The organism is Ruegeria sp. CK3 (assembly GCF_056536565.1).
The window spans coordinates 120412-144130 of the sequence record NZ_JBQFPV010000006.1; the positions used below are offsets into that span (position 1 = coordinate 120412).

At 58.7% G+C, this 23719-nt stretch carries 24 protein-coding genes; 9 read left to right on the forward strand and 15 right to left on the reverse strand.

Annotated elements, in window-relative coordinates:
* Window positions 1-73: 73 nt before the first annotated feature.
* From ACR0C3_RS09970 to ACR0C3_RS09995, 6 genes are all read left to right on the forward strand, one after another.
* Entirely contained in the window at window positions 74-1072 is a 999-nt protein-coding gene (locus ACR0C3_RS09970; protein WP_170378922.1) for a BMP family ABC transporter substrate-binding protein, read from the forward strand.
* A gap of 84 nt (window positions 1073-1156) precedes the next feature.
* Window positions 1157-2686 carry an ABC transporter ATP-binding protein gene (locus ACR0C3_RS09975; protein WP_480758276.1) on the forward strand — a complete coding sequence of 510 codons (1530 nt, stop codon included), beginning with the start codon at window positions 1157-1159 and terminating at the stop codon, window positions 2684-2686.
* A gap of 1 nt (window position 2687) precedes the next feature.
* Window positions 2688-3782 carry an ABC transporter permease gene (locus ACR0C3_RS09980; protein ID WP_480758278.1) on the forward strand — a complete coding sequence of 365 codons (1095 nt, stop codon included), beginning with the start codon at window positions 2688-2690 and terminating at the stop codon, window positions 3780-3782.
* A complete protein-coding gene (locus ACR0C3_RS09985; protein ID WP_480675618.1) occupies window positions 3782-4750 on the forward strand; it encodes an ABC transporter permease in 969 nt (322 codons plus the stop codon). Before ACR0C3_RS09980 ends, ACR0C3_RS09985 begins: the two co-directional genes overlap by 1 nt.
* A gap of 257 nt (window positions 4751-5007) precedes the next feature.
* Complete coding sequence (locus ACR0C3_RS09990; RefSeq protein ID WP_419738888.1) at window positions 5008-5928, forward strand: sulfite exporter TauE/SafE family protein; 921 nt, start codon at window positions 5008-5010, stop codon at window positions 5926-5928.
* A gap of 2 nt (window positions 5929-5930) precedes the next feature.
* Entirely contained in the window at window positions 5931-6698 is a 768-nt protein-coding gene (locus ACR0C3_RS09995; RefSeq protein ID WP_480758279.1) for a TIGR02186 family protein, read from the forward strand.
* Window positions 6699-6701: 3 nt separating this feature from the next.
* On the opposite strand, the gene ACR0C3_RS10000 is transcribed toward ACR0C3_RS09995, so the two are convergent.
* The 6 genes from ACR0C3_RS10000 to ACR0C3_RS10025 form a co-directional block, all read right to left on the reverse strand.
* Window positions 6702-7430 (reverse strand): SDR family oxidoreductase, encoded by a 729-nt coding sequence (locus tag ACR0C3_RS10000; protein WP_480758281.1) that lies wholly within the window; start codon window positions 7428-7430, stop codon window positions 6702-6704.
* Complete coding sequence (locus tag ACR0C3_RS10005) at window positions 7427-8959, reverse strand: ATP-dependent DNA helicase (RefSeq protein ID WP_480758282.1); 1533 nt, start codon at window positions 8957-8959, stop codon at window positions 7427-7429. Before ACR0C3_RS10005 ends, ACR0C3_RS10000 begins: the two co-directional genes overlap by 4 nt.
* A gap of 60 nt (window positions 8960-9019) precedes the next feature.
* Window positions 9020-9658, reverse strand: a complete 639-nt coding sequence (locus ACR0C3_RS10010; RefSeq protein ID WP_480758283.1) for an acyl-homoserine-lactone synthase — start codon at window positions 9656-9658, stop codon at window positions 9020-9022.
* 83 nt (window positions 9659-9741) lie between these two features.
* Window positions 9742-10461: a helix-turn-helix transcriptional regulator gene (locus ACR0C3_RS10015; protein ID WP_480758284.1), complete on the reverse strand. Its 720-nt coding sequence runs from the start codon at window positions 10459-10461 to the stop codon at window positions 9742-9744.
* A gap of 364 nt (window positions 10462-10825) precedes the next feature.
* A complete protein-coding gene (gene ccrA, locus ACR0C3_RS10020; RefSeq protein WP_170468948.1) occupies window positions 10826-12112 on the reverse strand; it encodes a crotonyl-CoA carboxylase/reductase in 1287 nt (428 codons plus the stop codon).
* Between the two features lie 111 nt (window positions 12113-12223).
* Window positions 12224-13612: a 1-acyl-sn-glycerol-3-phosphate acyltransferase gene (locus ACR0C3_RS10025; RefSeq protein WP_480758286.1), complete on the reverse strand. Its 1389-nt coding sequence runs from the start codon at window positions 13610-13612 to the stop codon at window positions 12224-12226.
* Between the two features lie 144 nt (window positions 13613-13756).
* Here ACR0C3_RS10025 and ACR0C3_RS10030 point away from each other — a divergent pair, with 144 nt between their 5' ends.
* From ACR0C3_RS10030 to deoD, 3 genes are all read left to right on the forward strand, one after another.
* Window positions 13757-15724, forward strand: a complete 1968-nt coding sequence (locus tag ACR0C3_RS10030; RefSeq protein ID WP_480758287.1) for a methylmalonyl-CoA mutase family protein — start codon at window positions 13757-13759, stop codon at window positions 15722-15724.
* Between the two features lie 123 nt (window positions 15725-15847).
* A complete protein-coding gene (locus ACR0C3_RS10035; protein ID WP_480758288.1) occupies window positions 15848-16165 on the forward strand; it encodes an H-NS histone family protein in 318 nt (105 codons plus the stop codon).
* 19 nt (window positions 16166-16184) lie between these two features.
* Window positions 16185-16898, forward strand: coding sequence for a purine-nucleoside phosphorylase (deoD, locus tag ACR0C3_RS10040; RefSeq protein WP_480758290.1), 714 nt, complete (start codon window positions 16185-16187; stop codon window positions 16896-16898).
* A gap of 275 nt (window positions 16899-17173) precedes the next feature.
* On the opposite strand, the gene ACR0C3_RS10045 is transcribed toward deoD, so the two are convergent.
* The 9 genes from ACR0C3_RS10045 to ACR0C3_RS10085 form a co-directional block, all read right to left on the reverse strand.
* On the reverse strand, window positions 17174-17320 hold the full coding sequence (locus ACR0C3_RS10045) for a hypothetical protein (protein WP_475219313.1): 147 nt from the start codon (window positions 17318-17320) through the stop codon (window positions 17174-17176).
* 124 nt (window positions 17321-17444) lie between these two features.
* Window positions 17445-18224, reverse strand: a complete 780-nt coding sequence (locus tag ACR0C3_RS10050; protein ID WP_170462678.1) for a succinate dehydrogenase iron-sulfur subunit — start codon at window positions 18222-18224, stop codon at window positions 17445-17447.
* Between the two features lie 13 nt (window positions 18225-18237).
* Window positions 18238-18864 (reverse strand): sulfotransferase, encoded by a 627-nt coding sequence (locus ACR0C3_RS10055; RefSeq protein WP_480758291.1) that lies wholly within the window; start codon window positions 18862-18864, stop codon window positions 18238-18240.
* A 91-nt stretch (window positions 18865-18955) separates the two neighbouring features.
* Window positions 18956-20764, reverse strand: a complete 1809-nt coding sequence (gene sdhA, locus ACR0C3_RS10060) for a succinate dehydrogenase flavoprotein subunit (RefSeq protein WP_170378956.1) — start codon at window positions 20762-20764, stop codon at window positions 18956-18958.
* A 22-nt stretch (window positions 20765-20786) separates the two neighbouring features.
* Complete coding sequence (locus ACR0C3_RS10065; RefSeq protein ID WP_170468973.1) at window positions 20787-21158, reverse strand: succinate dehydrogenase, hydrophobic membrane anchor protein; 372 nt, start codon at window positions 21156-21158, stop codon at window positions 20787-20789.
* A gap of 10 nt (window positions 21159-21168) precedes the next feature.
* Window positions 21169-21552 carry a succinate dehydrogenase, cytochrome b556 subunit gene (gene sdhC / locus ACR0C3_RS10070; RefSeq protein ID WP_170378960.1) on the reverse strand — a complete coding sequence of 128 codons (384 nt, stop codon included), beginning with the start codon at window positions 21550-21552 and terminating at the stop codon, window positions 21169-21171.
* A gap of 213 nt (window positions 21553-21765) precedes the next feature.
* Complete coding sequence (locus ACR0C3_RS10075) at window positions 21766-22425, reverse strand: DUF1194 domain-containing protein (protein ID WP_480758293.1); 660 nt, start codon at window positions 22423-22425, stop codon at window positions 21766-21768.
* A 53-nt stretch (window positions 22426-22478) separates the two neighbouring features.
* Window positions 22479-23507 (reverse strand): MaoC family dehydratase, encoded by a 1029-nt coding sequence (locus tag ACR0C3_RS10080; RefSeq protein WP_480758294.1) that lies wholly within the window; start codon window positions 23505-23507, stop codon window positions 22479-22481.
* Window positions 23507-23713, reverse strand: a complete 207-nt coding sequence (locus tag ACR0C3_RS10085; protein WP_480758296.1) for a DUF1737 domain-containing protein — start codon at window positions 23711-23713, stop codon at window positions 23507-23509. The genes ACR0C3_RS10080 and ACR0C3_RS10085 overlap by 1 nt, the downstream gene beginning before the upstream one ends.
* Window positions 23714-23719: the final 6 nt, after the last annotated feature.

Sequence of the window (23719 nt, forward strand, 5' to 3'; positions counted from 1 at the left end):
CGGTTATGCTCGCTATAGGTGGGTAAACGAGGCTAGTTTAACCTCGAACCGACAAAAACAACGGGAGTACCAAATGACCCTGATGAAATCTTTGATGGGCGCTGCCGCCGCCGTCGCTCTGACCGCGGGTGCCGCACTGGCCGAACCGGCCCTGATCTTTGACCTGGGTGGCAAGTTCGACAAGTCGTTCAACGAAGCCGCACATAACGGCGCGCAGCGTTGGGCCAACGAAACCGGCGGCACCTATCGCGAGATCGAGCTTCAGTCCGAAGCACAGCGTGAACAGGCCCTGCGCCGTTTCGCCGAGGCTGGCGCGAACCCGGTCATCACCATGGGCTTTGCCATGGCCGACCCGCTGTCTGCCGTTGCCGGCGACTATCCTGAAACCAAGTTCGTCGCGGTTGACGTTACTTGGCTGGACGCCCCGAACATCCGTCAGATCGGCTTTGCCGAGCACGAAGGCTCGTACCTTGTTGGTATGATGGCTGCAATGGCGTCGGAGTCGGGCACTGTCGGCTTCATCGGCGGCATGGATATCCCGCTAATCCGCCACTTTGGTTGCGGTTATGCGCAAGGCGCCAAGGCTGTGAACCCCGACATAAACGTTGTTGCCAACATGACCGGCACAACACCTGCCGCATGGAACGACCCAGTCAAAGGGTCCGAGCTGACCAAAGCGCAGATCAGCCAAGGCGCTGACGTGATCTATGCGGCCGCGGGTGGCACCGGTGTTGGTGTTCTGCAGACCGCAGCGGATGAAGGCATCCTGTCGATCGGCGTGGACAGCAACCAGAACCACCTGCACCCGGGCAAGGTTCTAACCTCGATGCTCAAGCGCGTGGACGTGGCAGTCTATGACGCGATGAAAGCAGGTGAAGATCTGGAAACCGGCGTATTCGCCATGGGCCTGGCCGAGGACGGCGTTGGTGTTGCCATGGACGAGAACAACAAAGAACTTGTCTCTGTTCGTATGAACGACGCCGTGGACGAAGCACGCAAAGCGATCATCAACGGCGACATCTCCGTTGTCAGCTACTACGAGAACGACAGCTGCCCGGCGCTGCAGTTCTGATATCGCACGGGGCGGGGGGTGACCTCCGCCTCGGTCCCACTCTGCCGCGAACCGCGCGGCCCTTCGGCAACCCAAGGACAAGACATGACAGTCCCCGCCATTGAGCTCAAAGGGATTTCCAAAGCCTTTGGGCCGGTTCAGGCCAATAAAGACATTTCCATCAGCGTCGCCCCCGGCACGATCCATGGGATCATCGGTGAAAACGGTGCGGGCAAATCCACGCTGATGAGCATTCTCTACGGCTTCTACAAAGCCGATAAAGGTGAGATTTGGATCAACGGCACCAAGACCGACATTCCAGACAGTCAGGCGGCCATCGCCTCGGGTATCGGGATGGTGTTCCAGCACTTCAAGCTGGTCGAAAACTTCACCGTTCTGGAAAACATTGTTCTGGGCGCCGAGGATGGCGGTCTGCTGGCCCCGTCTCTGGCCAAAGCCCGGAAAGAGCTGAAAGCGCTGGAGGAAGAGTACGAGCTGTTCGTCGACCCTGACAAGCGCATCGATGAAATCGGCGTGGGCATGCAGCAACGGGTCGAGATCCTCAAGGCGCTGTATCGCAAGGCCGAGATCCTGATCCTTGATGAGCCCACCGGCGTTCTGACCCCGGCCGAGGCCGACCAGCTGTTCCGCATCCTCGATCGCCTTCGGGCCGAAGGAAAAACCATCATCGTGATCACGCATAAGCTGCGCGAGATCATGGAGAACACCGATACCGTCTCGGTCATGCGGCGCGGAGAGATGACGGCTACGGTCAAAACCGCCGAAACCAGCCCGGAGCATCTGGCCGAGCTGATGGTGGGCCGCAAGGTCCTGCTACAGGTCGACAAGGTACCCGCGCAGCCCGGGAAACCCATTCTTGAGGTCCAAGACCTACGCGTGTTCGATGCGGCAGGTGTTGAACGTGTCAAAGGCATCGACCTGACCGTCCGCGCTGGAGAGATCGTCGGCATCGCAGGCGTCGCGGGCAACGGCCAGTCGGAACTGTTGGAAGTTCTGGGCGGAATGCGCCCCGGTCAGGGGTCGATCAAGCTGAACGGTACGCCGTTGCCCCTCAGCGGGGCTGGGTCCGACGGTCAGGCGCGTCGCGCGCAGCACATCGCCCACGTCCCCGAAGACCGTCAGCGCGAAGGTCTGATCATGGATTTCCATGCCTGGGAAAACGTTGCCTTCGGCTATCACCGCGACCCGGCCTACAAGCGCGGCCTGTTCATGGACAACGCCGCCCTGCGCGCGGACACCGAAGCCAAGATCGAGAAATTCGATGTGCGTCCCCCGAATGGCTGGCTGACCGCCAAAAGCTTTTCGGGCGGCAACCAGCAGAAGATCGTCGTCGCGCGCGAGATCGAGCGGAACCCAGACCTGTTGCTGGTTGGCCAACCGACCCGCGGCGTAGACATTGGCGCGATCGAATTCATTCACAAACAGATCGTAGCCCTGCGCGACCAAGGCAAAGCGATCCTGCTGGTCTCGGTCGAGCTGGAGGAAATATTCTCGCTCTCGGACCGGATCGCCGTGATGTTTGACGGACATATCATGGGTGAGCGTCTGCCCCATGAGACAGATGAAAAAGAACTGGGCCTGCTGATGGCCGGTGTTGCGGGAGAGGCCGCGTAAGATGGAAAAAATGCCCAAATGGGCCGACGTCGTGCTGATTCCCATAATCAGCCTGGTGTTGGCCACGATCCTGTCGGCGCTGGTGATCCTCGCCATCGGAGAGAACCCGGTTGAGGCCGTGAACCTGATGGTCACAGGCGCGCTGGGGTCGACCTATGGCTGGGGCTATACGCTCTACTACGCGACCAACTTCATGTTCACTGGGCTCGCGGTGGCCGTGGCCTTCCACGCGCGGCTGTTTAACATCGGTGGCGAAGGTCAGGCGATGCTGGGCGGCCTTGGAGTGGCGATGGTGTGCCTCTACATCCCTTGGCCGCATTGGAGCATCGCTCTGATCGCTGCAGGTTTGGGGGCCGCTCTATTCGGCGCGGCATGGGCCGCAATCCCGGCTTACCTGCAGGCCAAACGTGGCAGCCACATCGTGATCACCACGATTATGTTCAACTTTATCGCAGCCGCCTTCCTGAACTACATGCTGGTCAATGTCATGCGCCCGCAAGGCTCGCAGGACCCGGCAACCGCGCGCTTCCCCGAGGCGGTACACCTGCCGACTTTCCAATCCATGTTCTCAACCGCCGAGAACGTGATGTTCCGCGGCGCACCTGCCAATATTTCATTTTTCGTGGCGATCATCGCCTGTTTCGTGGTCTGGGCGCTGATCTGGCGCACTCGGTTGGGATATGAAATTCGGGCCTATGGTCATTCGGAAACCGGTGCCGTCTATGCCGGGATCTCGCCGGTTCGCATCACCATCATCGCCATGCTGATCTCGGGCGGGTTGGCCGGTCTGATGGCGATCAACAACGTGATGGGTGAGGCCGAGCGTCTGGTTCTGAACTCAACCGAAGGCGCGGGTTTCATCGGGATCGCCGTGGCCCTGATGGGCCGTTCGCACCCGTTCGGCGTATTCCTCGCGGCGCTTCTGTTCGGCTTCCTCTATCAAGGCGGTGCCGAACTGGCCTTGTGGACATCCATCCCGCGCGAACTGATCGTGGTCATTCAGGCGCTGGTGATCCTGTTTACCGGAGCGTTGGACAACATGGTGCGGATGCCGCTTGAAAAGCTGTTCCTTGCCCTGCGGAAGGAGCCTCAGTGATGGAGTCGTTCGTAACACTGATCCAGGTTCTAGACTCCACCGTCCGCCTGGCGACGCCCTTGCTGCTGGCCTGCCTGGCAGGCCTCTATTCCGAACGCGCAGGGATTTTCGACATCGGGCTTGAGGGCAAAATGCTGATCTCGGCCTTCTTCTCGGCGGCTGTGGCGGCGGTGACCGGTTCGGTCTGGTTGGGATTGCTCGCGGGGATCGCGTCGTCTCTGGTTTTGTCGGCACTACACGGCGTGGCGTCGATCACGTTCCGGGGTAATCAGCTGATCTCAGGCGTGGCGATCAACTTCCTGGCCTCAGGCCTGACGGTTCTGATCGCGCAAAGCTGGTTCCAACAGGGCGGGCGCACCCCGTCGCTGTTCGGGCAAGGCCGATTTGAGCCGATCAACTTCCCCTTCGCCGAAGCGCTGAGTGACGTGCCCTTCATCGGCCCGATCTACTCCGAGCTGCTGTCCGGCCATTCGATCCTCGTCTATATCGCCTTCCTGATGGTGCCTGCGACGTGGTGGATCCTTTATCGCACCCGGTTCGGGTTGCGGTTGCGCGCTGTGGGTGAAAACCCGGCCGCCGTGGATACAGCCGGTGTCTCGGTCGTCGGTCTGCGCTTTGCGGCTGTCGCCATCTGCGGCGTACTCTGCGGTATCGCCGGAGCCTATCTTGCAACCGCCCTGCAAGCTGGGTTCGTCAAGGAAATGACCGCCGGTCGCGGGTTCATTGCGCTGGCGGCGCTGATCTTTGCGAAATGGCGTCCCTGGCACGCGATGTGGGCTTGTTTACTGTTTGGCCTGCTTCAGGCCATCGCGCTGCGGTTCCAGAATATCGACCTGGGCGGCATCGTGATCCCTGTGCAGGTGATGGACGCCCTACCCTATATCCTGACCGTGGTGATTCTTGCGGGCTTCGTCGGCAAGGCGGTTCCGCCCCGCGCCGGTGGCGAGCCTTACGTGAAAGAACGCTGATAAGTCCAGTTCAGGGCCAATTCTGGGTCCTGTTCGCTGCAGAGCGGCATGCAGAGTTGATTTTGCATGCCGCAACCGCTCTAAGAGGGTATGTGCGTGTTTCCTCTGATAGAAAAGAGTGCAAACCTCCCCTCGTATTTGCCAAAGACGGGTGGTAGGCCTGTGACCGCAGCGCCCGATATTCAGGCTGCACGCATTTTCGATGCCGGCGGGTCCACCGCTTTGCACAGCCGAACTCAATACGACTAGAGCATGCCATGCAAATTTACCTTCCGATTGCCGAAGTCTCCGTAAACGCCTTCCTACTGCTAGGGCTCGGAGGCATGGTCGGCATTCTGTCGGGCATGTTCGGAGTCGGCGGTGGCTTCCTCATGACGCCGCTTCTGTTCTTTATCGGCATCCCTCCGGCGGTTGCCGTCGCGACCGAAGCCAACCAGATCGTCGCCTCGTCTTTCTCGGGCGTTCTGGCTCATTTCAGGCGAAGGACGGTCGATTTCAGGATGGGCACGGTGCTGTTGATCGGCGGCCTCATCGGGGCCGCGCTTGGCGTCGTCGTGTTCAACTATCTCAAGAGTTTGGGTCAGGTCGATCTGCTGGTAACCCTGTGTTACGTCGTCTTCCTTGGCGTGATCGGCAGCCTGATGTTCATCGAAAGCCTGCGCGCCTTGCGCAAGGCAAAGAAAGGCGGAGCGTCACCTGCCAAGCGTCGTCAGCGCGGCTGGGTCCATGCGATGCCCTTCAAGATGCGCTTTCGTACTTCGGGCCTGTATATCTCGGTCATCCCACCGGTTCTGGTTGGCCTCTGTGTGGGCGTTCTGTCCGCGATCATGGGCGTCGGCGGCGGCTTCATCATGGTGCCTGCCATGATCTATCTGTTGGGCATGCCCACCAAGGTTGTGGTTGGGACATCCCTGTTCCAGATCATCTTCGTAACCGCCTTCACGACAATGCTACACGCCACCACGAACTACACCGTGGACGTGGTTCTGGCCGTACTGCTTCTGGTCGGCGGCGTTATCGGAGCTCAGATCGGAACTGTGATCGGCGCCCGGATGCCAGCCGAACAATTGCGGGTTTTGCTGGCTGCGCTTGTACTGGTCGTCTGCGGCAAGCTGGCGCTTGATCTGCTTCTGGAACCGTCCGAGCTGTATTCGCTTGGCGCCAGCGGGGGGCACTGATCATGATCCGCTCATTGATCGCCGCCCTGTGCCTGTTCTGCCTGCCCGCCGCTGCCGCGGAAGAGCAGGTGGTCTTGGGACTTAGCCAGGACCGGGTTGCCATTACCGCAACGTTCGACGGGTCCGAGATTCTGATCTTCGGGGCCATCAAGCGCGAAGCCCCGATCCCCGAAGGCCCTCCGCTAGAGGTGATCGTCACCGTTGCAGGCCCGTCAGAGCCTCTGACCGTGCGCCGCAAGGAGCGCAAGTTAGGAATCTGGGTGAACACCGACAGCGTCGAGGTCGATCTGGCCCCCAGCTTCTACGCTGTTGCCACCAGCGGGCCATTCAAAGAAATCCTCACCAATACCGAGGATCTGCGCTATCGGGTTTCCATCGAACGGGCCATCCGCTCGGTTGGGGCGGCGATGCATATCGAAGCCGCTCAAGACTTTGCCGACGCCGTGATACGCATCCGCGAAAGCGAGAGCCTGTATTCGATCCGCGAAAACACTGTTGCGGTGGATGAACAGACCCTGTTCCGCACCTCCATCGACATGCCCGCCGACCTGACCGAAGGAGACTACGCCGCACGCATCTTCCTGACGCGGGGCGGCAGTGTTGTGTCGCAATACGAAACCACCATCGACGTGCGCAAAGTGGGGCTGGAGCGGTTTCTCTACAATATGTCCCGCGAACAGCCCGTTTGGTACGGGCTGATGTCACTGGTCATCGCTATTGCCGCTGGGTGGGGTGCCTCGACCGCCTTCCGTCTACTGCGCGAAAAGTAGCGCTCAACCCCGGCCGATATAGGGCATGGTCGTGGCCATCACGGTCATGAATTGCACATTGGCCTCGGGCGGAAGATTGGCCATGTGCAGCACCGACTTGGCAGCGTCTTCCACATCCATGGTCGGATCGGGCGTCGTACCATCGGCAATCGCAGCATCAACCAGCCCCTGCACCATCTGAGTGCGGGCGTTCCCGATATCGATCTGGCCGCAGGCAATGCCAAAATCACGCCCATCCAGCGACAGGCTACGCGTCAGCCCGGTGATGGCATGTTTCGTTGCAGAATAATGCACCGAGTTCGGGCGCGGCACATACGCCGCGATTGAGCCATTGTTGATGATGCGCCCGCCTTGCGGCGTTTGATGACGCATGATCCGAAACGCCTCACGCGCGCTCAGAAACATGCCGTTGAGGTTGACGTTGACGCTTTGGTACCAGTCCTCCAACGCGATTTCATCAATCGTGCCGCCCGGTGCGAAGATGCCTGCATTGTTGAACAGTACATCCAGCCGCTCGGCCCTGTTCGAGAACGACCGAAAGGCGCGCGCAACTGCCACGGGATCGGTCACATCCGCAACCAGAGGGATCGCATTGCGATGCCCTGCGGCCATTTCCACCAGTTTGTCTTCGCTGCGGGCCAGCAGGCCAACAGTCCAGCCCTCGGCCAGAAACAGCTCGGCTGTAGCCTTTCCGATCCCGGAACTTGCGCCGGTTATGAGGATGGATTTCATGTCTCTTCAGCCTCCAGTGTCAGGGTCGCCGCCGGTATCGCGCGCAGATCATCGACGCGCAGAGGATGGGTGGGTTTGGACAAGCGATTGCGCACCACCCAGATCAACCGTTCCTGCGCGCGGGTGATGGCAACATAGGCCAGTCGTTTCCACAAGGGCTGACCGGCCTCGGTCCGGCCCATGCGGGCAGCGGCATAGATGTCGGGCGCAAAGACCTGCACCGTGTCCCATTGCGAGCCCTGCGCCTTGTGGATGGTCACCGCCGCCCCATGCAGAAAGGTCGCGCCCATACGCGCGGCATAGGGGATGAACGGTTCCTCTTCATCCGGCTTTTCGATCTGCACAATCGACGCCGCACTGACCTGAGGGTCCTCGGCCCCCATGACATGCAGGCGCGAGAAACCGGGTTTTCGCCCCGGCCCCAGATAAACGACCTGCGCGCCTTTGATCAGGCCACGCGCCTCAAGATCCAGCCGTTTCTTGCGGTGTTTCAGAGGCAACTCAATCCCGTCGCAGATCAGCGGCTCACCTTCCAGCAACTCCGTCTCGGGCGCGCCGTGGACCTGCCGGAAGGCCTGGATCAGACGGATGCGCGTTGCGTTGCGCCAGACCAGAACCGGACTGCGGGCCATCAGATCAACCTCGACCCGCTGCCCCCAGACCACACGGTCATCGCGACGCGCGGTATCTTCGACCAGACGCTCGAAATCCTCAAAGCCCATGGCAGGGTCAGCAAGCGCATGGGCCAGATCGAGAATGGGATTGTCGGCATCCTGACGGTGTATGCGATGCAGGGTCAGCTTGCGCGGCTCGGGCAGGGTTTCGAATACCATGCTGCCGGATTGGTTCACTGGTGCCAGCTGCGCCGGATCGCCGAACAGCAGCAACGTCGGAAAGATCTCCTTCAGATCATCAAACTGGCGGTCATCCAGCATCGAGGCTTCGTCGACAAAGCCGATGTCCAGCGGCTCTTCCCGGCGTTTCCAGCCGGTGATGAAGTCCGACCCGCGCAGACCGGCGGCAGCCAGAGCTCCGGGGATCGACTTGTTGTTCTGATAGAAGGCAGCCGCCCGGTCCAACGCCTCATCCGTCAGGCCTTCGATTTCGGGCCGTTCGTCATTGCCCTCAAGCCATTCGGCGATGCGTTCATATTCTGGGTCATAGACGGGCGTGTAGAGAATGCGATGGATGGTCGTCGCGGGCACCCCGCGCAGGCGCAAAACGCTCGCAGCTTTGTTGGTGGGGGCCAGAATCGCCAGACTGCGTTTGTCGCGGGATTTGCGGCTTTCATAGTCGCCTGAGACGATGTGAACGCCCGTCTCAGCCAGCGCCTTGTAAAGTTCCGCCAGTAGTAAGGTCTTGCCCGAACCGGCCTTGCCGATCACGGCCATAACGCCCGATTCACCGTGTCCCGGCAGTTTCAGCAGGGCATCATCTTCAAGGTCCACCCCGGCAGAGCGCAGCATCTCGGCGATGCTGTCATAGGCGGCGGCCTGATCTTCTGAGAAGGTCACATTGGGCAAAGACATGGCGCGACCCTACAGGGCCGCGCCACCCTTCACCAGATATGGATTTGGGTTTTCAAGACCCTAGGCCGACAGCGCAAACCGGTGCTGTTTCGCCGGGCCGAACGCGGTTTTGAACCACAGGCGCGAAAGCTCGCGCGGGATGCCCGCCCGATCCGCCACGCGGTTGCAATCATCCGCGGAATACGGCCACAAACCAACCGAGATCTGATCGCGCCCTTTCCCTTCGGACCCTAACACAATTGGCGACGACCCAATCAGGCGGTAGATCCGGATCATCCGCGCATCAAAGACGCCGGCGATATGAGTCAGACCGAACCCCTCCATCATTTCACCGCCGCTCAGCATAATAGCCCCAGCCGTATGGGGGCTGGCTGTACGCGATAGGCAAAAGCGCGTGACCTCCCAGATCAGAGGGCTGCAGATCGGCTCGCCCTCGTTGAGATGACCGAACACCTCGTTCACCATGACCGGGCCAGTGGTCGGCAGAACCCGCATTGAGCCGCCATGGCTACCATCCGGCTCCTCCCAAATCACATAGAGCGGGTTGAGATCGTCGTATTGATCCCGCTCTTCCCCTTTTTCATTGACGTAAACGTCCCATCCCAGCCGGGTTTTGAACTGATCCGCGCGATCTCGAAACATCCCGTCGGCCAAAGCTGGAAATTCATGCAGCTCATCAGCATACAAGTAACGCAACATGACTAATTCCCCTTGTCGTCCTGTGCAGGAACGAAAGGGGTACGAAGTCGTGGTTAATTTACTGTTCTAAGACCGTACGTTGCTTAAACGACTATTAACCCACGGCTGAGCGCGGTCGCGATGGCGTGCGTCGTATTTTGCGCACCCAGTTTCGAGCGCGCGCTTTCAATATAGACCCTAAGAGTGTGTTCCGAGATCGACAGCGAATGCGCAACCTGCGCTCGGCTGAAGCCCTGCGCAAGCAACGTCATCGCATCAATTTCACGCGGGGACAGACCTCGGGTCGCTTCAGGCTGCCTGTCCCTTTCAAACTCCAGTGCTTTGCGGTTGATGTAATGCGCCACGAGAATCAATTCTCGGCCAAAAGTCGAGATGAAATCCTGCCAAGTGCCGTCGTCACAACTGTGATTGACGGTGAACAGCGCAAACTGCCCGTTTGGCCCTCGGATCGGGATCGAATAACCCTGATTGCCCACCCCATGTTCCAATGCATCCTGAAGAAACGCTTTGGACACCCTGCCGGACCAGTCCAGCGATTTCCAATCTACCGGGTGAAATCGTTGGAAACACCCCAGTATCACAGGGTCGATGCGGTGATAGTTTTTTTCGCGATACCGTTCATCCCAGGCATCAGAATAGGTGGTATGGCCGTACTGATCCCCGGCGGCATCCACCCAATGATATGTCAGATGTTCGACTTTCAGACAGTCGCGCAGGCGAATGGCGACCGAGCCAAGCTCATCAAGCGTGCTGGTGTTTTCCAAATCCTTCAGGATCTGACCCAAATCGAGTTCTGTTCCCATCCGCGGGCGCCCGTGCCTTATCTGTCATGGACGCGATCTCGGCTGCGGCAATCAGCTTGGTGTCGTCCAGCTGTTCGGCCAAGGCAGTCAACCCATTCGCGACAGCGAACGCGTTGAGGTCCGACAATACGTCCAGTATCCACTCATTTTGCGCCATTAGGGTCTCTCTGAAACAGTTAACGAAGTGTTAACACAACCATAGCATGTGCGATCTTTTTGACCTATTCACCGGTTTCTACTCCCCCAAAATGGCGAGGGGCAAAATTCCAACCTGTTGAATCAAAAAAGGGCCCTCCAAGAAGGCAGAACACCCGCGTATCGGAGTTCCGATTCGCGGGTGTTTTTTGTTAATTTCAGTATGGGCTTATGGACGCGCGTCTAAAACCTCTTCCAAAGTGCGCATGCCAGTGCGCGGGGCCTGAACCAGAACCGACATGTTGCCCGGCTTGTGCTCGTTGCGCAGCATTTTCATATGCGCTTCGGGCAGATCGTTCCACGCGAACACTTCCGACATGCAGGGGTCTAGACGGCGTTCGACCATCAGCTTGTTGGCGGCTGCCGCTTGCTTCAGATGCGCAAAATGCGACCCCTGTAGGCGTTTCTGGTGCATCCACATGTAGCGCACGTCAAAAGTGCAATTGAACCCGGTGGTACCGGCACAAATCACGACCATGCCGCCCTTTTTCACCACGAAGGTCGACACTGGGAAGGTGCTTTCGCCAGGGTGTTCAAACACCATATCAACGTTATTGCCCTTACCGGTGATATCCCAGATCGCTTTGCCGAACTTACGGGCCTCTTTGAACCACTCAGCGTATTCGGGTGTGTTGACCGTGGGCAGCTGACCCCAGCAGTTGAAGTCCTTGCGGTTCAGAACGCCTTTGGCGCCCAACCCCATCACGAAATCCCGTTTGCTTTCGTCGGAGATCACACCGATCGCATTTGCACCGGCCGTGTTGATCAACTGGATCGCGTAAGAGCCCAGACCACCCGACGCTCCCCAAACCAGAACGTTCTGGCCGGGCTTCAGGTCATGGGGCTCGTGCCCGAACAGCATCCGGTAGGCCGTAGCGAGCGTCAGGGTATAGCACGCCGCCTGCTCCCAGGTCAGGTGCTTGGGACGCGGCATCAGCTGTTGCGCCTGCACGCGGGTGAATTGGCTGAACGACCCGTCTGGGGTCTCATAGCCCCAGATGCGCTGGCTGGGCGAGTACATCGGATCGCCGCCGTTGCATTCCTCATCGTCGCCATCGTCCTGGTTGCAGTGGATCACCACCTCATCGCCAACTTTCCAGCGCTTGACCTTGTCACCCACGGCCCAAACGATGCCCGACGCATCCGAACCAGCGATGTGGTACGGGGCCTTGTGGCCATCAAACGGGCTGATCGGCTGGCCCAAAGCGGCCCAGACGCCGTTATAATTGACGCCCGCCGCCATCACGAGGACGAGAACCTCGTTGCTGTCCAACTCGGGAACATCAACCACTTCCTGCTGCATCGCAGTATTTGGTTCTCCGTGACGCTCTTTGCGGATCGCCCAAGCGTACATCTGCTTGGGCACAAACCCCATCGGAGGGATTTCCCCCATTTCATAGAGGTCCTTTTCGGGTGCCTCGTACGACGCGATACCGCTTTCGGTGTCCAAAGCCATGCTGGCCTCCTTTTCTAAATCTTTGCCGCGGCGCAGAATCGCCGCCTCTCCTACAGAGGGATAGGAGGGGTTGCGCAACATTGCAACCATCTTTGGTCTATTTTTGTAATTTTATGACCCAGCGGGTGCAGAAACGTCTTTTGCGGGCGCAGCATTGGCGGATTTCACATGTTCGGGCACTGACTCTGCGTAGTATTGCATAAGATCCTCGCGCTGCCCGGACAGATTCAAAACCCCGTCTTCACGCGTCAGAATGCGCCGTTCGACCATTTGATCCACCGCGCTTGTGATGGCGTCCTGAGCCTCCGCGAACGCAAGACCATCAGATTCCATAAGGGCAAGGATTCGACTCCGCACGTCCTCTTCGGGCATTGAGCCATTCTCGCGCAGCAGCCAGCAGGCGGCCGGTCCGGGTACCAAGGGAATCGCCGCGCCAATCCGTTTCATCAACGCACGCGCGAGGTCAGTCATCACGTCATCACCAGACTGCGCCTCGAATTCTTTAAGTGAGATCGGCCTACCATAGCGAACCGCGGCCAATCCGAACCGCTTGTAGCGACCGATCAGCCGACGCCAGATCTGCTTGAGAACCCAGCTTGTGATCACCCCGATCCGTGCACGAAAACGTCGATCAGTTCCGAGAGCGGCACGCGTCAGGATCGTGTCTTCGAGCACGCGATCATAGTTCAGGGCCACCGGCACAAACACGACATCGCGCCCGTCGGGCGAGGTGCCGTCGATAATGTATTTCAGTAGTCCTAGTTTAGGTCGCCCCAAAGCCCCGGTAAGGCTGAGCCCGCCTTCGGGGAACATTGCCTGCGTTACACCCGCTTCGGTCGCGTGGCGGACATAGCTGGCCAGAACCTGACGATACAGCTCACTGCCCGATTTGCGCCGGATGAAATACGCGCCCATTGCTCGGATCAACCGACTAAGCGGCCAAACCCTTGCCCATTCGCCAACGGCATAGGACAGGGCGGATTGCTGCGCCGCCAGATAGGTGACCAGAACATAGTCCATATTGCTGCGATGGTTCATCACAAAGACAACCGTCGCTTCGGGGTCGATATCCTTGATCGCGCTTTCATCCTTATAGCTGAGATGCACGTTGTAGAACGCGTTGCTCAGCAATCGGGACAGGCGAATGGCAAAGCTGAAATAGGCAAATGCCGAAAAGGAGGGCACGATCTCACGCGCGTATCGGCGCGCTTGTTCGAACGCAACGGCTTCGGGGATACCTTCGTCATGGGCATGCTGCTGCACCGCTTGCCCGACCTGAGGATCATAGATGAGCCGCTGGATCATGTCGTGCCGCCGTGCCAGTTTGAACGGTTGGATCGGCCGCTGCAGGCGCTTGTTTAACCGAGAGACCGCCCTCTCAAGCCTGCGGCGAAAGAACCAGCGGACAGACGGGAACAGAAAATGCGAGGCAAAAGTGACCATGGCAAAGACCACGATCAACAGGAATAGCCACAGCGGAAGTTCCACGGTTCTCAACATCGGGCCACACTGCCACCAAACGAGACGGCTCACAATCTAGACAATTCGCGTATGCCGCAACGCAGCGAATTGACAATGCCTGAAAATTGCGATTTAGAACCCCTAGACGTAATTTTGTTGCTCACCGAAACACGAGGCCCGCCCATGACGCAGATGCAGAAAGACCGCCCCTGGCTGATCCGAACCTATGCCGGTCATTCCACCGCCAAGGCCTCGAACGCGCTATATCGCGGCAACCTCGCCAAAGGTCAGACCGGCCTGTCTGTGGCATTCGATCTGCCGACTCAAACGGGCTATGACAGCGACCACACACTGGCGCGCGGAGAGGTCGGCAAAGTGGGTGTGCCGATCTGCCATCTGGGCGACATGCGGGTCCTGTTTGATCAGATCCCGCTGGAGCAGATGAACACCTCTATGACGATCAACGCGACGGCCCCGTGGCTGCTGGCGCTTTACATCGCCGTGGCAGAGGAACAGGGCGCGGATGTCTCAAAGCTGCAGGGCACCGTTCAGAATGACTTGATCAAGGAGTATCTCAGCCGCGGTACCTATGTCTGCCCACCCAAGCCGTCTTTGAAGATGATCGCTGATGTGGCCGAGTATTGCTATACCAACGTGCCAAAATGGAACCCGATGAACGTGTGTTCCTATCACCTGCAGGAGGCCGGCGCGACACCGGAGCAGGAGCTTGCCTATGCGCTGGCGACCGCCATCGCTGTGCTGGATGAACTACGCCCGCGGGTGCCCGCCGAGGACTTCCCTACCCTGTGCGGACGTATTTCCTTCTTCGTGAATGCTGGTATCCGCTTTGTTACCGAAATGTGTAAAATGCGGGCTTTTGTGGATCTTTGGGATGAAATCCTTCAACAACGATACGGCGTTGAGAACCCCAAGTTCCGCAGATTCCGCTATGGCGTTCAGGTAAACTCACTTGGACTGACCGAACAGCAGCCGGAAAACAACGTCTACCGCATCCTGATCGAAATGCTGGCTGTGACCCTGTCGAAAAAGGCGCGCGCCCGTGCGGTTCAATTGCCCGCGTGGAACGAAGCTCTGGGCCTGCCGCGCCCCTGGGATCAGCAATGGTCGATGCGCATGCAGCAGATTCTGGCCTACGAGACTGACCTGCTGGAATATGGCGATCTGTTCGACGGGAACCCGGCGGTAGATGCCAAGGTCGAAGAACTCAAAGAAGGCGCGCGGGCCGAGTTGGCCAATCTCGACTCCATGGGCGGTGCCGTAGCCTCGATCGAATACATGAAGTCCCGACTGGTCGATTCCAATGCCGAACGCCTGAACCGCATTGAACGGAACGAAACCATTGTGGTCGGTGTGAACAAATGGGTCGATGGTGAACCCTCGCCTCTGCAAACCGAGGACGGCGGCATCATGGTCGTGGACCCCGCGGTCGAGCAGGAGCAGATCAATCGTCTGAACGAATGGCGGTCCGAACGTGATGAGGTAGCCGTAGCAGCGGCGCTGGCTGCCCTGCGCGAGGCGGCGCAAACCGGGGCGAATGTCATGGAGCCCTCGATTGCTGCGGCCAAGGCCGGTGCAACCACGGGCGAATGGGCCGAGGAAATGCGCAAGGTCTACGGCACCTACCGTGGCCCAACCGGCGTGTCCGGCTCGGTCTCGAACAAGACCGAAGGGTTGGAGGACCTGCGCGCGTCGGTCGATGCAGTCAGTGACCGTTTGGGGCGTCGCTTGAAATTCCTGGTCGGCAAGCCGGGGTTGGATGGCCATTCCAACGGAGCCGAGCAGATTGCTTTCCGCGCCCGCGATTGCGGCATGGATATCAGCTATGAGGGCATTCGCCTGACGCCAGAAGAAATCGTCTCGGCCGCGTCCGAGGATGATGCCCATGTGATCGGTTTGTCGATCCTGTCTGGCAGTCATCTACCCCTGGTCGAAGATGTAATGACCCGCCTGAAACAGGCAGGCCTGTCGCACGTGCCTGTCATTGTAGGAGGAATTATTCCGGACGATGACGCAGACGCTTTGAAGAAAATGGGCGTTGCCAGAATCTACACGCCCAAGAATTTCGAGCTGAACGCCATTATGGGCGACATCGTCGCGCTGGTGGACCCACAGGAAATCGCCGCCGAATAACGACCCGTTTTGAAAAACTCTTGATGGCTATTCCCGAAATGAAGGGAATAGCCTATATCGGCGTGTGGAAATACGGCTCGTATTTTACAACCACAACCACTCACGTCTGAAAGAGGAATTATAATGGGACTTGAGCTTGAAAACATGTCGCGCAATGAACTTCTGCAATTGCGCAGCGATATCGATAAGGCCCTGGTAAATGCCGAAAAGCGCGAGCGCAAAGCCGCTCTGGAAGCCGCGGAAAAAGCCGCAGCCGAATTCGGATTTTCCTTGTCCGAGCTTTCGGACGCCGCCCCAAAAGGCGCCAAAATCCAGAAATCAAAAGCAAAATACCGCAACCCAAACGCCCCAGATCAAACCTGGACCGGCCGTGGACGCAAGCCTCGATGGGTCCATGACGCGCTGAATTCCGGCTCCGATATCGCCGAGTTGGAAATCTAAATTTGAGGTCGTTTCAGAAATGACAATCCACATTGGCGCAGAAAAAGGTGACATCGCAGAAACCGTTCTTTTGCCCGGAGATCCCTATCGGGCGAAATGGGCGGCGGAAACGTTTTTGGATGACGTAAGGTTGGTCAACGACGTGCGCGGCATGCTCGGGTTTACCGGTACGTGGAAAGGGAACCCTGTCACCATTCAGGGCAGCGGCATGGGGATGCCCTCGCTTTCCATTTACGTGAACGAATTGATCCGGGATTTCGGCGCAAAGACATTGATCCGCATCGGCTCCTGCGGTGGTATGCAGGAGAGCGTCAATGTCCGCGATGTTATTCTTGCTATGACATCGACCACGCTCAGCACGCCGTCCCGGGGCATCATGAAGGAACTGAACTTCGCCCCCTGCGCCGATTGGGGCCTGTTGCAGGCTGCGGCCAATGCGGCGGCAGCCAAGGGGACACCGACCCATGTGGGCGGGATTTATTCGTCAGATGTGTTCTATGATGAACGCCCCGATCTGAACGAACAGATGGTGCGTCACGGCATTCTGGGGGTCGAGATGGAAGCGGCCGAGCTGTATATCCTCGCCGCCAGACACAAATGCCGGGCACTTGCGGTTCTGACCGTCTCGGACCACCTGCTGACGGGCGAGGCCCTGCCCTCGTCAGAGCGGGAGCGCAGCTTTGGCGACATGGTCGAGATCGCGCTGCAAGCGGCCTTCTCGGACGCAGCATAACGTGAAACGGGCCGAGCTTGTCTCGGCCCGATTTCTATTTGCCGATTGATTGCCGCAGACATTTCGAAGGACGATCTGATCCGTCGGATCTCGCGCCGCAAAAGGCGCAGACCCACAGATCCTCGTCTCGATGCTGTCGCCAGCGACAATCGCGTGTCAGCGAAGACGTGCGGGACCGCCAGAAGAAATAGGCGAAAACCCCAGCGGCCAGAAGAAGCAGAAGAACAGGCATAGATCTGTTTGGCCCGTTCCAGCCGCAAATGGCAAGGCTGGTGTCACGCTGCGTTTGCGTATTCGAACAGTTCAGGCTCTCGCTGATCTTCTGCGACAGCTGGTTCAGGCGAGTAATACGCCCAAGCTTGCTCCAACAGGGTCAGAGCTTCCTTGGCGTCAGCTTTCGGTGTGTTTGATTGTGTACTCATCAGAGTGATCCTGATTTTATCACTCCTCCCTTCTGCAAATTTACCGCGTCGGTGGTCCGACGACATCAGACGTTTTTGCAAAGGGGGCTTGCGCTTGCCGCAGCACGGCAAGCGCATCGGTCGATCAGACAGAGCGTTCGACCATCATCTTCTTGATCTGCGCAATCGCCGCAGCCGGGTTAAGACCCTTCGGGCAGGTCTTGGCACAGTTCATGATCGTGTGGCAGCGATACAGCTTGAAGGGATCTTCCAGCTCATCCAGACGCTCGCCCGTGGCTTCATCACGGCTGTCGATGATCCAGCGGTAGGCGTGCAGCAAAGCTGCGGGGCCAAGGTAGCGGTCGCCGTTCCACCAGTAGCTCGGGCAGGAGGTCGAGCAGCTGGCGCACATCACGCATTCATACAGGCCGTCCAGCTTCTTGCGGTCTTCGATTGACTGCTTCCACTCTTTCGCGGGACGGTTGGTCTTGGTTTCCAGCCACGGCATGATCGAGGCATGCTGCGCGTAGAAATGCGTCAGATCGGGGATCAGGTCCTTGACCACCGGCATATGTGGCAGCGGATAGATCTTTACGTCGCCCTTGATCTCATCCATGCCGTAGATACAGGCCAGCGTGTTGATCCCATCGATATTCATCGCGCAGGAGCCACAGATCCCTTCCCGGCACGAACGGCGGAAGGTCAGGGTCGGATCGATCTCGTTCTTGATCTTGATCAGCGCGTCCAGAATCATCGGACCGCAGGTGTCCATATCGACGAAATACGTGTCGACACGCGGGTTCTGGCCGTCATCGGGGTTCCAGCGATAGATCTGGAACTTGCGCAGGTTCTTCGCGCCGTCCGGTTTGGGCCATGTCTTACCGGTGGTGATCCGGGAATTCTTGGGCAGGGTCAGTTGAACCATGTCAATTCTCCATTCAGCCTGTCCGGGCGCGGTCAGACGCGCCTCGATTATGGTGCCCCCAATGGGCAGTGTTCACGTCAAAATCCGCAGACAACCAATCAGCAATCGCCTGAGGGTCATCGCGGTCGATATCAAAGCGCAGGAACCTTGGGTTCCCGTCGAAATGGGCCTGCACCTCGGCGTGGTGTACGTCATACATCCGGCGCCAGCCCTGTTTCACCTCGTCTGCGCCCATCCCGTTGGCCTTGCAGCAGCGTTCGAGATAGCCGCCATTGCTGTGCAGCGCGCGCGACGAAATCCAATCCTCACGATCGCGCGTGTTCAGCAGGAAATAGGCATCCGGATACGCGGCGTGCAAATCGCGGAAGAACCGCGTGCCATCCAGCATGAACCGGGCATTCACAAAAGCAATGTCAGTAAAGGCCCGGACCGAGCCGAACCCATACAGCGGTTTCCGACCCATGGCGATATTCGTCACCATTTTCTGGGCCAGATTGTCCCCTTGATCATCCACCCAATGCACCGACGCGATGCCGCTGTTCTGAAACAGCTTGTGCAGCGACGTGGTGGCGCAGCGGTTCAGACCGATCAGGATGATCTTGGGGTCTCGCGGACCCGAGGGCAGCTGTTCAACCGTCATGGCAAGCACCCCTCACCACGCCCGAAAGGGGCGTTTGTCGTGTCGGTGGGTATGTGGCGCTTGCACCGCATTGCCTGATGGTTGCTCCTACTTAGAACGTCCGCGCTTTGGGCGCGATTTTCTTGAGGCTGATGCCGCCCTGATCCTCGTTGGTCAGAGGATCAACGATCACCGGACGGTAACTGAGTTCAACCTTGTTACCCTCGACCCGGCTGACGGTGTGGACACGCCAGTTCTCATCGTCGCGCTCTGCGAAATCCTCATGCGCATGTGCGCCACGGGACTCTTTGCGCGCTTCGGCCCCCACAATGGTGGCCAGAGCGCTCGGCATCAGGTTGGTCAGTTCCAGTGACTCCATCAGGTCACTGTTCCAAACCAGCGACCGGTCCGAAACCTTCAGATCGTCCATCTTAGCCGCGATCGCTGTCATCTTTTCGACACCCTCCGCCATGGTCTTGGCGGTCCGGAACACAGCCGCGTCCTGCTGCATGGTCTTTTGCATTTCAAGCCGCAGGTCAGCGGTCGGGACTGCGCCCGAGGCGTTCCGTACGGCGTCAAACCGATCAAATGCCTTGTCAACCGATGCCTGATTCAGCACAGGGTTCGGCGCGTCTGCGTCCACTACTTTACCGGCCCGGATGGCCGCCGCGCGACCAAAGACGACCAAATCGATCAGAGAGTTAGATCCCAGACGGTTGGCGCCGTGGACCGAAGCACAGCCCGCTTCGCCCACTGCCATCAGACCGGGAACAACGGCAGTTGGGTTGTCGGCGGTGGGGTTGAGGACCTCACCCCAATAATTCGTCGGAATACCGCCCATATTGTAGTGCACGGTCGGCAGAACCGGGATGGGTTCCTTGGTAACGTCCACACCAGCAAAGACACGCGCCGATTCCGAGATTCCCGGCAGCCGTTCCGCCAGCGCCTCGGCTGGCAAGTGGCTGAGGTTCAGGTGGATGTGGTCGCCATCATCACCGTGACCACGACCTTCGCGAATCTCCATCGTCATCGAACGCGAGACATAGTCGCGCGGCGCCAAGTCCTTATACTGGGGCGCATAGCGCTCCATGAAACGCTCACCTTCAGAGTTGGTCAGGTAACCGCCCTCACCCCGAGCACCCTCGGTGATTAGGCAACCCGAGCCGTAGATTCCAGTCGGGTGAAACTGAACGAACTCCATATCCTGCAGGGCCAGACCGGCACGGGCCACCATGCCGCCACCGTCGCCGGTGCAGGTATGGGCCGAGGTCGCGCTGAAATAAGCACGACCGTAACCGCCGGTCGCCAGTACAACCATCTTGGCGTTGAAGACATGCATCGTGCCGTCGTCCAGCTTCCAGCAGACGACGCCCTGACACTGCCCGTCCTCGGACATGATCAGGTCGATGGCGAAATATTCGATGTAGAATTCAGCGTTGTTTTTCAGCGATTGTCCATAAAGCGTATGCAGGATCGCGTGACCGGTCCGGTCTGCGGCCGCGCAGGTACGCTGCACGGCAGGGCCTTCGCCAAACTCGGTGGTGTGACCGCCGAAGGGACGCTGATAGATTTTACCCTCTTCCGTACGGCTGAAGGGCACGCCGTAGTGTTCCAGCTCATAAACTGCCTTGGGAGCCTCGCGCGCTAGGTACTCCATCGCATCGGTGTCACCCAGCCAGTCCGAGCCCTTTACGGTGTCGTACATGTGCCATTGCCAATGGTCAGGCCCCATGTTGGACAGGGACGCGGCAATACCACCTTGCGCGGCAACCGTGTGTGAGCGTGTCGGAAACACTTTGGTGACACAGGCTGTACGTAGACCCTGCTCGGCCATGCCCAATGTTGCCCGCAGACCAGCCCCACCTGCACCTACGACGACAACGTCGTATTCGTGGGTTTCATATTCATATGCTGCTGTCATTGTTCTTGTTCCTTATCGCGCGTCACAGGGCCAGCTTGACCAGGGCAAACAGCCCCGCAGCCATCAGCGTGTAGCCAAGCGCCCACATCGCAACGAGAGAGATTTTCTCAAGAATGCCATGGATATAGTCTTCGATGGTTTCCTGCGCCTCATACATAAGCTGCTGCAGGCCCACGACCAGCGTCAGGGCGGTGACAATCGCAGGGAAGGGACGGCTGAAATAGGCCAGAACCTCTTCGTACGTGCCGCCGAGGCCCATTCCGAAGGTGATGATAAATATGGGAACCAGCACGGTCAGGATCATCGCGCGCACCATGGTACGCCAATGGGTTTGTGTTCCCGATTTCCCTGCGCCCAGGCCCTGCGCGCGTTTGCGGTCGGTCAGATATCGCATCTCCGTCTCCTTAAACCACAAGCACGGTGAGAATGGTCAGGACGGTGGCCCCGATGAACATGCCCATCCCCAGTTTTTCCGAGGTGTTCACGTCGAGGCAGTAGCCGAAGTCCCAGAACACGTGACGCAGGCGGCCCAGCGTGTGATACCAAAGCGCCCAGGTCGCGACGATGAGGATCAGCTTACCGAACCAGCTGGTCAGGAACCCGTCGATCAGCGCAAATGCACTTTCCGAAGTTGACGCGGCCAGCAACCACCAGACAACCAGAATGGCAACGGCGAAAACCCCGAGGCCGGAAAACCGAACCATAATGGACGACATGGAAGTCATCTGCGGGCGATAGATCATAATATGTGGCGAGAGCGGGCGGTTGCCCCGATTGACATCGGCCATGGCGGCTCCTCTTACTTTGGCTACCAGACTTTTTACTTGTTTTTGCGCTTCTGTCACGTGCTGCACCTGCAAAAACAGGTAAAATTGCCTCAAAAACGGTGATTTTGACCAATTGTGATCACGCAATTTAAAAGTGTGATCACAAAATACAATGCGATCATTCTATGTTAGCGTTTTCAACGCCGAAGCATTGTGATCACGAATCCCTACCGATCAGCGAAAGCCGGCAGATTGCTGCGTCACCTCGCGCAGCAGCTTTTTTCGTATGCGCTCCGGATAGTCTGCAAAACCTGAGGCTGACACGACAAACGCCCCTTCTCCGAAGATGACGTTCTCAAAGAAATAAGCCGTCAGATCCGGTTCGCTTTCTTCAATGGCAATGGCGTTTACCGTCACGCCTCGATCTTTCAGAAGGCCGTGAATCTGTGTTGGCTCAACACCTTCGTTGGAAACCCCATCGCCCGAGATATCAATCAGCAGTCGCCTACACTCTGCCACATCGTCAAACCGCAGCAGGGTGGCTTCCAACGCCTCTCCGATCGCGGTCGAGAAATTGCGCCAGACCCTTGGATCCTGCGCAACTTGATCAGCGAATGTCTCCAGAGCGATAAAGCTGTCGATTTTCGTCCACGGGATCGTCACCCGCTGGCGGGATTCGCCCGTCCACTGCACCAGCATCACCCGCGCCTGCCCGCGCACCAAAGCCTCGGACACGACCGGGTCACGCAACCCAGCGGCGAGGCCATCCATCTGAATGCGGTATTCGCTGCTGTCGACAGAGCCAGAGACATCCACCGCCAAGGCCAGCGCCAGATCGCATGCCCAGGCGGGGCGTGCAAGGCACAGGAAAAGGGTGAGAAAACGTAGAAGCATGCCGCCACCCTAGCACGGATTGCGGGTGCTGTGTTCACATCACTGTAACCCGACTAGATCGGCATCAAGGCCCAATAATCGAGATCCAGCAACACATTTGAGGTGTATTTTCCGTCTTCGCCGCGCAGCTCGAACGGCGCGCCGCCTTTGGTCGCCACCAGGCGCAGGCGGATCGCCCCTACTCCGGGTACGCCGGTTTCGGCCTTGTCCAGAACCTCAGACCACGCCTTGATCGTGTCTCCTGCGAAACAGGGGTTGGCATGGGCGCCACCATTCAGACCCACGATCATCTGCGCATTGGCCAGACCGTTGAACGACAAAGCACGCGCCATCGAGATCACGTGTCCGCCGTAGATCAGGCGGCCTTCGGGGCGGAAGGTCAGGTCGAAATGCACCTTGGCCGTGTTCTGCCACAGGCGTGTGGCCAACATATGCTCGGCCTCTTCCACCGTCACGCCGTCCACGTGATCAATGGTTTCGCCGATCTCATAGTCGCCCCAACGATGCGGCTCACCCGCCAGGGTGAAATCGTAGTTCGAGAAATCCAGCCCCTCGGGGATGACCAAATCGCTTGGCTCTAGCACTTTCTTCAACTCGGGAACGACAGTTTCCGGTGCAGGCGCATCCGGGTTTGCCTTGCGCACCATCACCCAGCGGACATACTCTATGACCACTTCGTCTAACTGGTTCAGACCGCGCGTCCGCACCCAGACCACGCCAGTCTTACCGTTCGAGTTCTGCTTGACCCCGATCACCTCGGACACCGACCGCAGCGTGTCACCCGCATGAACCGGCAGCAGCCAGCGCCCCTCGGCATAGCCCAGATTGGCCACTGCATTCAGCGAGATATCGGGCACCGTTTTGCCGAACACCACGTGGAAGGCCGCCAGATCATCAACCGGGCTTTCCTGCAAACCACAGGACCGCGCGAACTCATCCGAGGAATACAGCGCATGGCGCGCAGGATAGAGCGCATGGTAGAGGCCGCGCTCTCCCTCCGTCACGGTGCGCGGAACGGCGTGCGGCAGCACCTGCCCGACGGAATAATCCTCGAAAAAGCGGCCCGGATTGGTTTTTGCCATTATTGCTGTCCCAGTTTCATCTCAGGTGAATAGTCCGCGTCGACCTCTTTGGTCACAGCCTGCGCGCACCGCATGACGTTGTTGGCCTGATCGAAAGCGTAGGAGGGATCGCCATAAAGCTCCCACCCTTTTGTCAAGGCATCTGACACTTTGTGACAGAAGGCCGAGGTGTCTTCCTCGGTCAGCAGGCGATAGAGTTTTGCCATTCTTTT